Genomic DNA, 13,208 nt, shown 5'->3' on the forward strand with positions numbered 1-13,208 from the left:
TTGTCTCAAAAGAGGTTCATGGTCAGGGCGTGAGGACTCAAAGGCCCTTGGCCTTTTCAGCACGCAGCATCAGGATCTTGGCGGCCGAAAGCACCACGAAGGTGATCACGAACAGCAGGAAACCCAGCGCGAACAACGTGGAAAGATGGAAGTCAGCCGCCTCGCCGAACTCGTTGGCCAGCGTAGAGGCAATCGAGGTTCCCGGCGAAAAGAGGGATGTCGGCATGCGGTTGGCGTTGCCGATCACAAAGGTCACAGCCATGGTCTCCCCCAGAGCGCGACCCAGTCCCAGCATGATTCCGCCTATAACGCCCTTCTGGGTGTAAGGCAGCACCACGCGGCGCACCACTTCCCAGGTCGTGCAGCCCAGGCCGTAGGCAGACTCGCGCAGGATGGGCGGCACAATCTCGAACACGTCGCGCATCACGGCCGCCACAAACGGCAGCACCATGAACGCGAGCACGATACCGGCCGCCAGGATGCCAAAGCCGTTGGTGCTGCCGCCAAACAGAAAGCCCACCAGCGGCATGGAGCCCAGCAGCTTTTGCACCGGCATCTGGAAGTAATCGGCAAACAGCGGGGCAAATACGAACAGACCGAACATGCCGTAGATGATCGAGGGGACGGCCGCCAACAGCTCCACTGCGGTGCCCAGGGGGCGCCGCAGCCAGACCGGGCAAGTTTCCGTCAGAAAAAGGGCAATGCCAAAAGCCAGAGGCACCGCAATCAGCAGCGCAATGCCAGCACTGGCCAGGGTGCCGACGATGGCAATCGCAGCACCGAACTCTTCATTGATGATGTCCCATTCCACGCGCCAGATGAACTGGACACCGAACTTATGGAACGTCGGCCAAGCGTAGATAAACAGAGAGACGATGATCCCCAGCAGCGCCGCCAGCACCAGCAGCGAAAGACTTTGGGTCAACCGATGAAAAAAGATGTCCTGAAGACGCTGCCGCCTGGCAATCGATACCATCGACTCCGTAGGGGCGTCCGTCTTTTTGGCGGACCCGGGTTGCGAACTCATGGTGGTTCCCACGCTCATGTTGACTCCCATCTGGCTTCTGGAGATCCCCACAAACCAGCACCCATCGGCCAGCCAAGGCGGCCGATGGGGGGTATTCTGGGGCAGACTGACTTACTTCTTGATCTGCGACCAGACTTTGGAACGGATCTCGGCGGTCAGGCTGTCAGGCAGCGGCACATAGTCCAGCTCCGTGGCCATGCCTTTGCCATTCTTGAACGCCCAATCAAAGAACTTCAGAACTTCAGCCGACTGCGCCTTGTCCGCAGGGTCCTTGTACATCAGGATGAACGAGGCTGTGCTGACAGGCCAGCTTTCTGCACCCTTGGCATTGACCATCGAGATGCCCATGCCAGGAACGCTGAACCAATCAGCGCTGGCTGCGGCTGCGGCAAAGGTCTTGTCATCAGGGCTTACGTACTTGCCGTCAGCGTTTTGGAGCTGCAGGAAGTTCATGTTGTTCTTCTTGACGTAGGCGTATTCCACATAACCTACAGCGCCCTTCACCCGGGTCACGTTGGCGGCCACGCCTTCATTGCCCTTGCCACCCACCGACGACGCAGCAGGCCACTTCACGGCAGCGCCCTTGCCCACGGAGTCTGCCCATTCCTTGCTGACAGCAGACAGGTAGTCGGTCCAGTTGAACGTGGTGCCCGAACCATCAGCGCGGTGAACCACGGTGATGTTTTGGTCCGGCAAGGTCTTGCCCGGGTTCAGTGCGGCCAGCTTCGCGTCATTCCACTTGGCGATCTTGCCCAGGAAGATTTCTGCCAGCACAGGGCCCGTCACGCGCAACTCGCCGGGCTTGAAGCCTTCAAGGTTGACCACGGGCACCGTACCACCAATGATTGCAGGGAACTGCACCATGCCGTCCTTCTCCAGATCAGCACCGGAAACTGGCGCATCGGATGCACCAAAGGCCACGGTCTTGGCACGAATCTGGCGGATGCCGCCGGAAGAGCCGATGGACTGATAGTTCAGCCCCGTGCCCGTTTCCTTTTTGTAGGCTTCAGCCCATTTGGCGTACATGGGGAACGGGAAGGTTGCGCCAGCGCCGGTGATGTCCGCCGCAAAAGCACTGCCTACAGCCATGGAGGCCAGTGCTACAGCGACGGTTTTGAGAAATGTGCGTTTCATTATTCAGTACCTTTTGGCTAGGGTTGACAGGAACAGGCTGAACTCTAGGGCCCACAGATGACAATTCAGTGACACAAACCTTCCTCATACCAGCAACTGCCACATATACATCCCGCCCCATCCAGCACCAGCAACGCCGTCATTGATTTGTCATACAAGCCACAGACACTGGCGAAGATCACATTCTTACGATCAGCCCACCCGCCATCCCGGTGGCAATGCGCGTTGCGCGGGTGCACCAGACGCTCGCGGTACCATGCCGAACGAAGCTCCAATCAGAAAAACATGCAGAACGGCACACGCCTCGCCGCAGTCGACCTCGGCTCCAACAGTTTTCGCCTCGAAATCGGGCGTTATGAGTTCGGTCATATCCAGAGGGTGGAATACCTCAAGGAGACCGTGCGCCAGGGCAATGGCCTGGACGAAGACCGCAATCTGACCCGAGACGCCATGGAGCGCGGCTGGGCCTGCCTGGCGCGATTTGGAGAGCGCTTGGCTGGATTTCCGCGCTCGCAGGTTCGCGCCGTGGCCACCCAGACCCTGCGCGAAGCACGCAACCGGGAAGAGTTTCTGTCACGCGGGAGCGAAGTGCTTGGCTATCCCATCGACGTCGTCTCCGGCCCCGAAGAAGCGAGGCTGATCTACCAGGGCGTCGCCCGCCTGCTCCCGCAGTCCGACGAGCGCCGCCTGGTGGTGGACATCGGGGGGCGCTCCACCGAACTCATTTTGGGCCAGCAATTCACGCCCCATGCCGTGGCCTCGTACCGCGTGGGCAGCGTAGCGTGGTCGCAGCGTTACTTTGCCAATGGCGAGTTCACCACGCAGGCGTTCCTGGCTGCCGAAATTGCAGCCAAGGCCGTGCTGGACGAAGCGCTGGAAACCTTCCAGCCCGATGCCTGGGAGGTGGCCTACGGATCATCCGGCACAGCCGGCGCCGTTGGCGACGTGCTTGCAGCTGCGGGCGGCCCCCAAGGCGTCATCACCCGCGAAGGCCTCGACTGGCTGCACGAACGCCTGCTGCGCGCCCAATCTGCGGATCGCATCCGCCTGGAAGGCCTCAAGGAAGAACGGCGCGCCGTCATTGGCGGAGGGATCAGCGTACTGCGCGCCGTGTTTGATCTGCTGGACATCGAGCAGATGCAGGTGGCCCAGGGCGCCTTGCGCCAAGGCGCACTCTACGATCTGCTGGACCGCGAACAACCCGGAACCGACCTGCGCACCGCCACCGTGAACGGCCTGATGCAGCGGTTTGGCGTGGACATGGAGCACGCGGAACGGGTTGCACGCACGGCCTGTACGCTGTTTGACCAGGCTACGCCTTTTGGAAGTGAGCGAGCATCGCGCAAGCTCGACTGGGCGGCCCGGCTTCACGAAATTGGCTGCCTGATATCCCATAGCGATTCCCACCGCCATGGCGCCTACATCCTTGACAACACCGACGCAGCCGGATTTGCAGTCCCTGAACTGCACCGCTTGGGCATCTTGGTTCAAGGCCAGCGCGGCAAGGTCCGCAAGCTGGAAGCGGACCTGCAAGACCCCGTCTTCGTGCTTCAACTGCTGAGCATGCGGTTGGCTGTGGCACTGTGCCACGCCCGCCGCGACCCCGACACCCAAGGCTTGTCATTGCAGACTCAAGGCCACCGTTTCATTCTGAAAGCCCGCGCTGGCTGGGCTACAGCGTTTCCACAATCTGCACACCTGCTGCGCGAAGAAATCCAGGCATGGCAGAAGACCCCTTGGGAACTGGTGGTTGACCTTCCCTGAGCATTGGCAATAAACTATATAAACTGTTTATACCGTTTATTGAAAGCGTTTGTTTGCCATGACCACTTCAAGCCCCGTCCTGCCCGCAGCCCCCTCGCCCAGCCCCGCCCCCACCACTGCGGCAAAGTCGGTCAAGCCGGCTGCGGCGGCCACCAAGGCTCCCGCCAAAACGGCTGCTGTCGCCAAGCAGCCCCAAAAAGCAGCCACAAAGCCTGCCTCGGCTTCCAAGAAAAAGGCGTCCACCGCCACGCAAGTGACACCGAAATTGGCCAAGGCCCCCGCCGCGCCAGCCGCCGCCCGGGATACCAAGGCCAAGAAGCCCAAGCTGGTGCGCGACAGTTTCACTATTCCCAAAGATGAATACGCGGTCATAGAAACCCTGAAGCAGCGCTCGGCTGCTCTCGCCCAGCCCGTGAAGAAAAGCGAGCTGTTGCGCGCGGGCTTGAAGGTCCTGGCCGCCATGTCTGACGCCGCCCTGCGCAGCGCGGTACAGGCAGTACCTTCCATCAAGACAGGTCGCCCCAAGGCGGAAGCCGCGCCTGCGGTTCCGGCGCCCGCCACCAAGACGTCGACCAAAGCCTCGCGCAAGTAGCCCCAGCTGTACCGAGGCATACCCTCGGCACAACAGGTCTCAAAGAAACTCGGGGGACTGGACGGTGATCAACAAGGTCTGGCTCTGGTCCAGCCGCTGCCGCTGCCTCAACCACCAGACAGCTCCCTTGCGCACAGCGCATTCCGAAGCCTGCAGCCCCATCAGCTGCGCAATGGTCTGGCCCAGCATGGGTTGATGGCCCACAACCAGCACCGTCCCCTTGGCACGCGGCCACTGCACAAGGTCCAGCAGATCTTGCGGCGTTCCACCAGGTAACAGCTCGGCGCGCATCTTGAACTTGCGCCCCAGGGCGTTGGCCGTTTGCTCGGTGCGCCGGGCCGGACTGGCAAGCACGCGCAAGCCCTCGGGCAATTGCCGGTCCAGCCAGGCCGCCATGCGCGCTGCCTGCTTTTCCCCGCGCGACGTCAAGGCCCTCGCCAGATCATCACCCGCCTCTGCGAGCTCCTCTGCCTCTGCATGGCGCCACAGGATGAGGTCCATCATGCCGCCCCCTGGTCCATGCGCGTCCCCGACGGGGCTGGACCGTAGCGAACCATTAAAGCGTTCTGGGCACCCAACCCATCCTGCGGACGGGGGGCTCGGCTGTAGGAGCCGTCAGCGTTCAGCGTCCATGCATCCCGGTCGTCATGCAAATAGGCGACCAGGCACTCGTCCACAATCTGCTGCCGCAGGCGCGGGTCTGTCACAGGCCAGGCCAACTCCACACGCCGCATCATGTTGCGGTTCATCCAGTCGGCGCTGGAAAGGTACAGATCTTCCTCCCCCCCGCTGCGGAAGTAGAAGACACGTGTGTGCTCCAGGAAGCGGCCGATCACCGACCGTACACGGATGTTGTCGGTCACCCCGGGCACCTGGGCTGCCAGCATGCAAGCTCCCCGCACGATGAGATCAATGCGCGCACCGCGCTGGCCTGCCACGATCAGAGCACGCATCAGGGCCTCGTCGGTCAGGGCATTCATCTTGGCCACGATCCGCGCATCCTCTCCCCGGCTGGCCGCCAGACCCACTTGTTCGATTTTCTCCAGCATTCGCCGGTGCAGATGGAACGGCGCCAGCATCAGCTTGCGCAGCTTGGGCGGGCGGTTCTGGCTCGCAAGGTGATTGAACACCCCGTCCATGTCGGCCGTGGTTTCTTCATCGGCCGTAAGGTAGCTCAGATCGGTATACAGCCGTGCAGTACGTACGTTGTAGTTACCCGTCGATAGGTGCCCGTAGCGCCGCAGTTTTCGCCCTTCCCTGCGCGTAACCAGCAGCATCTTGGCGTGCGTCTTGAGACCCACTACCCCGTAGACCACCTGGGCGCCAATCGACTCCAGGGCCTCGGCCCAGTTGATATTGGCCTCTTCATCAAAACGCGCCTTGAGTTCCACCACCGCCATGACCTCTTTGCCGCGGCGTACAGCCTCGGTGAGCAGGTCCATGAGTTCGGAGTCCGCGCCGGTGCGGTAGATGGTCTGTTTGATGACAAGCACATCAGGGTCATTGACGGCTTCACGCAAAAAGGCAAGGAGCCCGTCAAAACTCTCGAACGGCTGGTGGATCAGCACATCGTGCTTGCGCAGTTGTTCCAGGATGGACACGCCGGATTGCAGCTGCCGGGGCCACGCGGAATTCCAGGGTGGAAAGAGCAGTTCCGGCGCATCCACCAGATCCACCAGTTGCGTCAAACGCACCAGGTTCACAGGGCCATGCACCCGGTACAAGGCAGCGGCCGGCAAAGCAAACTGCGCTAACAGAAAATCCGACAAAAACTGCGAACACCCGGAGGACACCTCCAGCCGTACCGCCTGCCCATAGTGCCGGTGTTGCAAGCCCTGGCGAAGGGCAGTCCGCAGATTGCGCACATCCTCTTCGTCCAGTGCCAAATCGGAATGGCGTGTCACGCGAAACTGAGAGAACTCCGTGACCTCCCGTCCCGGGAAAAGGTCCTCCAGATGCGCGCGAACAATGCTGGAGAGGCTCACGAAAAGGGCCTCCCCAGGCGCCACGCGGGCCGGCATGCGGATCAACCTTGGCAGCGCACGCGGCACCTTGACGATGGCGATCTCGTTCTCCCTGCCGAAAGCGTCGTGGCCCTTCAGGCGAACAATGAAATTCAGCGATTTGTTGGCCACCTGTGGAAACGGATGGGCCGGATCCAGCCCCACCGGAATCAGCAGTGGCCGGACCTCGTTCACAAAATAGTCGTGGACCCAGCGCTTTTGGGCGGGTGATCGCTCACCATACCCCACGATGCGAATCCCGTGCGCGGCAAACGCAGGCACCAGGGACTCGTTGTACAGCGCGTATTGCCGCTCCACCAGGCTGTGTATTTTGGCGGCCATGGCTTCGAACGAAGCCGTCGAATAGAGCCCTTTGGTCTCACCTTTTTGCGCAGCGGTAATGTGCGGCGCAGCACGGACCTCAAAAAATTCGTCGAGATTGGACGACACGATGCACAGGTATCGCAACCGTTCCAGTAGCGGCACATCCGGCCTCACAGCCCAGTCGAAAACACGCTCGTTGAAAGCCAGGATGCTGTGGTCCCTGTCCAGAAACATGTGAGGGGGCGCGCTGGCGGACTGTGAGGATCCTCCGCTCGTGCCACTGTCCGGCGACAGGGAGGCGTTGGCATGCACGAGAGCATCATCGGAAGGCAAAGGCAACATGGGTACGCAAACGCGGCTAGTGCAGGATGGCAGCAGTATTTAACGCCCAGATGACAAAGATGTGACAGATTTTGTGACAGTCACACGAGGCGAGCCCTGCGCTTGGGCGGGAACCAGATACTGCTCGAACAGCCGGGCGGCATGCGCCCAGGTGAAGTCGAGTGCCCGTGCGCGCGCTTCGGACCGGGGTATCGCCAGTGCCTGCTGGCTTGCCACGAGCAAATCGTTGTGCAGCACGCCCCCTCTGGGCGGCTGACCTGAATGCGCCCCCAGCACCTCCATCGGGCCGTCCTCAGGGTAGGCGGCCACCGGCGTCCCGCAGGCCATTGCCTCCAGCATGACCAAGCCGAAGGTTTCTGACCGGCTGGGAAACACAAACACATCCGCAGCCGCATACACCTGCGCCAGCGCGGCACGGTCCAGGATGCCCAGCCAACGGACCTGCGGATACTTGGCCTTGAGGCGAGCTTCCAGTGGACCGACCCCGCACACCAGCTTGGAGCCTGGTATGTCCAGCTGGAGGAAAGCTTCGATGTTTTTCTCGTACGAAATCCGCCCGACATACAAGGAGACGGGGTGCGCCAAAGCACCCGTGAGCGGGCTGTGGATGGTTGCACCGTGGAACGGAAAAGCCCGTGTGTCCACCCCATGGGTCCATGGGCGCAGATTGCGAAAGCCCCGTCGCTCCAGCATCTGCAAAACGCCTTGCGTAGGCACCATCACCCCCGAAGATGGCCGGTGAAAGTGCCTGAACAGCGCATACCCCCATCGCAGTGGCACGCGCAGCGCTGCATGCAGTATTTCCGGAAATCGCGTGTGGAAAGCGGTAGTGAATGCCAACCCCTTGCGCAGGCAATAGCGGCGCCCTGCCCAGCCCAACGGCCCTTCCGTGGCAAGGTGAATGGCATCGGGTTTCATCGCGTCCAGCATCGTCGTCACCCGCTTCGCCGGGCGCACTGCCAAGTCGATGCCAGGATAGCCGGGGCACGGACGGGTTGCGAACTGGCCGGGGTGTAGCACCTGCACCTCGTGCCCGGCCGCTTCAAGCTCCTGTACCAGTTCCAGCAAGGTGGTGACCACCCCATTGACCTGGGGCAGCCAGGCGTCTGTCAACAAGGCAATTTTCATACAACGGCAGCCGACTCGGACCGGGAAATATTGGCGACAGGAGAAGCCGGCCACTGCAACAGTTCCAGCCTGCCGTCCATGTGCTCGACCAAGGCGGTGTGGCTTTCCACCCAGTCGCCGTCATTGCAGTAAAGCGTCCCACCGATCTCGCGCATCTCGGCACGGTGGATATGGCCGCACACGACGCCGTCATGCCCCCTGCGGCGTGCTTCAGCCGCAACAGCCACTTCAAAGTCGGTGACGTAGTTCAGGGCCTTTTTGACCTTGCCTTTCAGGTAAGCCGACAAAGACCAGTAGGGCAGGCCCATGCGGGCGCGCAGTGTGTTGAGGTACCGGTTGAGCTTGAGCGTGAATTCATAAAGGTTGTCGCCCAGATACGCCAGCCACTTGGCGCACTGGATGACTCCATCAAAATGGTCGCCGTGCGTGACCCAGAGGCTGCGGCCATCCGCCGTGGTGTGCACCGCATCGGCCCGCACCTCGATGCCTCCAAACGAGTGGCCTACGAACGCGCGGGCAAATTCGTCATGGTTGCCCGGCACAAACACCACCCGGCACCCCTTGCGCGCACGGCGCAGCAGCTTTTGCACCACATCGTTGTGGGCCTGTGGCCAGAACCACTTGCGGCGCAGTTGCCAGCCATCGACGATGTCGCCCACAAGGTAGAGGTGATCGCTGGGGTGGTGCTTGAGAAAGTCCAGCAACGCAACCGCCTGGCAACCCGGCGTGCCCAGATGCAGATCAGAAATAAAGACCGCACGGTACCGACGATGACCAGCAGCGCAGGCATGTGCGTCTTCGGCCGCGTCCTCGTGGCCCATGGATGGCTCCATCCAGGGTCCCAGGGCATCGAATGCGGCGCGCATCAGGCCCCCAGAAAATGCTTGCGATAGCGAGGATGCAGGTCCGCCAGGCGCATCAGCATTGGCAGGTCAGCCGTGTTGAAGTCTGGATCCCAAGCCGGCGCACCCAGCACGCGGGCCCCGAGCCGCAGGTAGCCTTTGATCAGCGCCGGTGGCTCCACCGTGATGGATCCGTCGAGTTGCTCCACGGGCAAGGGCAAACGGGGAAGCACGTGGTATTCGATGGGGGCAAGGTGTGTCTTTCGCACCTGCTGCCAGATGCTGGCGGCCGCATCGCCGCTGACAACACCGTTGTGAAGCATGGGGATGCTTGCGCAACCGATCATCGTGTCCAACTGGTTGCGCACCATAAAGTCCGCCAGCGCGCTCCACAAAGCCATGATCACGCCGCCGTGGCGGTGGTCGGGGTGCACACAGCTGCGCCCCAATTCCACCATGCGGGGGCGCAGCGAGCGCAGCCGCGTCAGGTCAAACTCGGTATCGCTGTAGGTACCGCCGACGCGCCGGGCCTGGGCCGGAGTGAGCACCCTGTAAGTCCCAATGACTTGCTGGCTCTGGACATCGCGCACCAACAAGTGCTCGCAGTAATCGTCAAAAAGGTCCACGTCATGGCCCGCAATGGGGGTCGTCAATCGAGCGCCCATTTCCGCCGCAAACACGTCGAACCGCAGCCGCTGCGCCTGGCGCACTTCATCTTCATGGCGCGCCCAGGCCACCTGAATAGCGCCGCGTTCCGGCATCGGATGCGCAGCACCCGTCAAAGCGCCCACCCCTTGAAGCACTCTCGGGGAAGCAACTTCGGCAGACAGCGGTGGTGTCAAGGTGGGCAGTTCATTCATGGTGCAACATCTCCTTGCATGAGGATGGGTTGGGCTGAAGGCACCAACCATGGCCGGGGATCTTTTTTCCCTGCGAGCAAGTGTGGAATTGGGACGTGACGTCGCCATGTCGGAGGCGTGTCAATGCCGTGACAGCCGTTCACGCAGAAGCACCAACGCTCGCCATCGTGCGGACTGCATAATTGATTCAGGAACCCGCACCGTGCATGCCCCCTCCCCCGCTCGCCCCCGGAGCCCTGTTACGGGCCCACTGGTCGTGTTTGTTCTGGCGGCGCTGTGCGCAGGGGTGATGGTGTGGGCGCTGGAGCGCCAGGAGCATGCACAACAGCGCACCCAGGTGGCGGACATGGCTGGCGACCATGTGCAGGCCCTGCAACGCGCCATCGAGCTGGCCCTGTCGGCCAACAACGCCCTGGTGGCCCTCGTGCGCCAGGGAAAAGGCCAGGTAACGCAGTTTGAAGAGATCGGCACCCAGATGCTGCCGTTCTATCCGGGCATCGCCGCCATGGGGCTGTCACCCAACGGGGTGGTCAGGCACGTAGTTCCGCGCCAGGGCAACGAAAACTCCATCGGCTTCGATCAGCTCAACGACCCACGCCAAGGACCCGAATCCGCCAGGGCACGGGAATCAGGTCGACTGACCCTGGCCGGCCCCATGGAACTGGTGCAAGGTGGCTTGGGAGTGGTGGGGCGCCAGCCTGTTTATCTGGAAGACACACAGGGCCACCGTGCCTTTTGGGGCTTTACCTACGTCACCATCCGATTGCCCGAGGTGCTGGCAGCCGCCCGACTGCCGCAATTGACCCAGCGGGGATACCACTACAGGTTGTGGCGCATCCGGCCCGACACGGGGGAAGAACAGACGATCGCAGCCTCGACCCCACCCGCCGGCCCCGACGCCGTGGGCCGTTCCTTGACGCTGCCCAACGGACAATGGACGTTGAGCCTGGTCCCCATCAAAGGCTGGGGAGACCCGGGCGTGCTGGCCATGCGATGCGCGGTGGCCTTGCTGTTTGCACTGCTGATGACCTACCTCGCCCGGCTGCTTTTCGAGCTGAAGACGCATGAGCGCGGTCTGGCCTACCAGGTGGCGCAGCGCACCTCGGAGATCCAGGCCACCCAGCAGCAGTTGCGTGCCACCGTCGATGCCATCCCGGACCCGCTTTTCGAGCTTGACCTGGACGGCCTGTACTGCAGCGTGCACAGCCAGCGCGCTGAGTTGCTCATGGCACCCGCAGACATGCTGGTCGGGCACAACGTGACCGAGGTACTGCCTGCGGTGGCCGCACTGTCGGTGATGGACGTGCTGAACGAAGCCCACGCCCAGGGCTGGTCCACCGGTCGGCAGATCGTGCTTGATCTGCCCAGTCTGGGTGCCACCTGGTTTGAGTTGTCTGCGGCGCGCAAGGCCACCTCCCCCAGCGCAAAGCCCAGGTTCATTGTGCTGTCGCGCGACATCACCGAACGCAAGCGGTCCCAGGAGCAGTTGCAGCTCACCGCCCAGGTGTTTGACCAGAGCAGTGAAGCCATCGTGATTGCCGACGCGGCGCATACCATCGTGCGCATCAACCGGGCATTCACACGGATCACCGGCTACACGGAAGCCGAAGCGGTAGGACAGTCCGTGCGTCTGCTCACGGTCGCCGGAGCCGACGATGACTTCCACGCCGATACCGTCTACGCACAGTTGCCGCAGGGCGGAAGCTGGGAGGGCGAGGCCTGGGGGCGCCGCAAGGATGCATCCACCTACCCGCAGTGGCTGTCGGTGAGCAGCGTGCGAGACGGCAATGGCGTTGTCACGCATTCCATCACGCTGTTCCGCGACATCACCCAGCAGCGAGAGGCCCAGGACCGCATTCAACGGCTGGCCCACTTCGACCCGCTCACCAACCTTCCCAACCGCGCGCTCCTGGCGGAACGCGCCCACCGCCACATTGCCGACGAGCAGGCGCGCGGCGGTACGCTGGCCATGCTGTTTCTGGACCTGGACCACTTCAAGAATGTCAATGATTCGCTGGGCCACAGAATCGGCGACATCCTGCTCGTGGCCGTGGCACAAAGGCTTCAGTCTCTCCTGAGGCCCCAGGACACGGTTTCGCGCCTGGGTGGGGACGAATTCCTGCTGCTGCTCCCCGCCACTTCCGCCGCTGCCGCCGCCGACATGGCCACGCAGCTGCTGGCCGCCGTGGCCCAGCCCTTCCAGATTGACCCCTACGAACTCACCACCACCTTGTCGATCGGCATTGCGATGTACCCGGCCGACGGGGAATCGTTCGACACGCTGTACCAGCGGGCGGACGTCGCCATGTACCGTGCCAAGCAGAACGGACGCAACCGGTACGGATTCTTCACCGCCGATCTTGAAGCCCGCACCGCCCGTGCCCTCCAGATCGAAAATGCGCTGCGCCGTGCGCTGGAGCGCAACCAGTTTGAGCTGCACTACCAGCCGCAGGTCTCGCTCACCACGCGCCAGGTGGTGGGTGCCGAAGCCCTGCTGCGCTGGCGCCATCCCGAACTGGGCCTGGTGTCGCCAGCCGAGTTCATCCCCGTGGCCGAGAGCAGCGGCATGATCGTGGCAATTGGCGAATGGGTCATCCACACAGCGGTGAGGGACACCAAACGCTGGCTGGATCTGCACCTGCCCCTGCGGGCCGTTTCCGTGAACGTTTCCGCCGTGCAATTCAGGCACCCCCAGTTGCCCGAGATGGTGACCCGCTGCCTGGAACAGGCTGGCCTGCCAGCCCGCAGGCTGGAGCTGGAGCTGACGGAGGGTGCCGCCGTGGACGATCCCGCCGCCGCACTGGCGATGATGGACCAGCTGCACGACCGGGGCGTGCGCCTGTCGATGGATGACTTTGGCACCGGGTACTCATCGCTGAGCTACCTCAAGCGTTTTCAGATCTACAAACTCAAGATCGACCAATCGTTTGTACGCGACCTCGAAGAGGATGCCAACGACCGCGCCATCGTGAGCGCCATCATCCGCATGGCGCAGGCGCTGGGGATGCAAACCACGGCAGAGGGGGTGGAGACCGACGGCCAGCTCGAATTTCTGCGTGCGCAGGGCTGCGACGAAGCGCAGGGCTTTTACTTCAGTCGCCCCCTGCCCGCGGATGCCTTCGAGGCCTACTTGCGCCAGCAGCAGGAGCAGCAGTCGTCGTCGTCAGGCTAGGCACTTGCGCGCCGTTGGTT

The 13,208-nt window shown here is 62.5% G+C and carries 10 protein-coding genes; 3 read left to right on the forward strand and 7 right to left on the reverse strand.

Features of this window, described 5'->3' with window-relative positions; all coding sequences use genetic code 11:
* Positions 1 to 37: 37 nt before the first annotated feature.
* Complete coding sequence (gene pstC, locus ACSQ22_RS18980) at positions 38 to 1,027, reverse strand: phosphate ABC transporter permease subunit PstC (RefSeq protein WP_228897760.1); 990 nt, start codon at positions 1,025 to 1,027, stop codon at positions 38 to 40.
* A gap of 111 nt (positions 1,028 to 1,138) precedes the next feature.
* Positions 1,139 to 2,161, reverse strand: coding sequence for a phosphate ABC transporter substrate-binding protein PstS (pstS, locus tag ACSQ22_RS18985; RefSeq protein ID WP_121420530.1), 1,023 nt, complete (start codon positions 2,159 to 2,161; stop codon positions 1,139 to 1,141).
* A gap of 285 nt (positions 2,162 to 2,446) precedes the next feature.
* Between pstS and ACSQ22_RS18990 the strand changes: the two genes are divergently transcribed.
* Together ACSQ22_RS18990 and ACSQ22_RS18995 are read left to right on the forward strand one after the other, a co-directional pair.
* Complete coding sequence (locus tag ACSQ22_RS18990) at positions 2,447 to 3,925, forward strand: Ppx/GppA phosphatase family protein (RefSeq protein ID WP_436131231.1); 1,479 nt, start codon at positions 2,447 to 2,449, stop codon at positions 3,923 to 3,925.
* Positions 3,926 to 3,983: 58 nt separating this feature from the next.
* Positions 3,984 to 4,517: a hypothetical protein gene (locus ACSQ22_RS18995; RefSeq protein ID WP_436131232.1), complete on the forward strand. Its 534-nt coding sequence runs from the start codon at positions 3,984 to 3,986 to the stop codon at positions 4,515 to 4,517.
* Between the two features lie 39 nt (positions 4,518 to 4,556).
* Here the strand turns inward: ACSQ22_RS18995 and ACSQ22_RS19000 are convergent, their stop codons facing one another.
* From ACSQ22_RS19000 to ACSQ22_RS19020, 5 genes are read right to left on the reverse strand one after another with little or no spacing between them, the layout of a single operon-like run.
* Positions 4,557 to 5,021 (reverse strand): SixA phosphatase family protein, encoded by a 465-nt coding sequence (locus ACSQ22_RS19000; protein WP_055398215.1) that lies wholly within the window; start codon positions 5,019 to 5,021, stop codon positions 4,557 to 4,559.
* Entirely contained in the window at positions 5,018 to 7,186 is a 2,169-nt protein-coding gene (gene ppk1, locus ACSQ22_RS19005; RefSeq protein ID WP_370641461.1) for a polyphosphate kinase 1, read from the reverse strand. Before ppk1 ends, ACSQ22_RS19000 begins: the two co-directional genes overlap by 4 nt.
* Before the next feature lie 39 nt (positions 7,187 to 7,225).
* Complete coding sequence (locus ACSQ22_RS19010) at positions 7,226 to 8,314, reverse strand: glycosyltransferase family 4 protein (protein WP_436131278.1); 1,089 nt, start codon at positions 8,312 to 8,314, stop codon at positions 7,226 to 7,228.
* Positions 8,311 to 9,180 (reverse strand): UDP-2,3-diacylglucosamine diphosphatase, encoded by an 870-nt coding sequence (locus ACSQ22_RS19015; protein WP_436131233.1) that lies wholly within the window; start codon positions 9,178 to 9,180, stop codon positions 8,311 to 8,313. The genes ACSQ22_RS19010 and ACSQ22_RS19015 overlap by 4 nt, the downstream gene beginning before the upstream one ends.
* A complete protein-coding gene (locus ACSQ22_RS19020; RefSeq protein ID WP_055398218.1) occupies positions 9,180 to 10,016 on the reverse strand; it encodes a GNAT family N-acetyltransferase in 837 nt (278 codons plus the stop codon). Before ACSQ22_RS19020 ends, ACSQ22_RS19015 begins: the two co-directional genes overlap by 1 nt.
* Positions 10,017 to 10,305: 289 nt before the next feature.
* Between ACSQ22_RS19020 and ACSQ22_RS19025 the strand changes: the two genes are divergently transcribed.
* Complete coding sequence (locus tag ACSQ22_RS19025) at positions 10,306 to 13,188, forward strand: bifunctional diguanylate cyclase/phosphodiesterase (protein WP_436131279.1); 2,883 nt, start codon at positions 10,306 to 10,308, stop codon at positions 13,186 to 13,188.
* Positions 13,189 to 13,208 lie beyond the last annotated feature (20 nt).

This window comes from Acidovorax sp. LjRoot38, assembly GCF_964252975.1.
GTDB lineage: Bacteria > Pseudomonadota > Gammaproteobacteria > Burkholderiales > Burkholderiaceae_C > Acidovorax > Acidovorax facilis.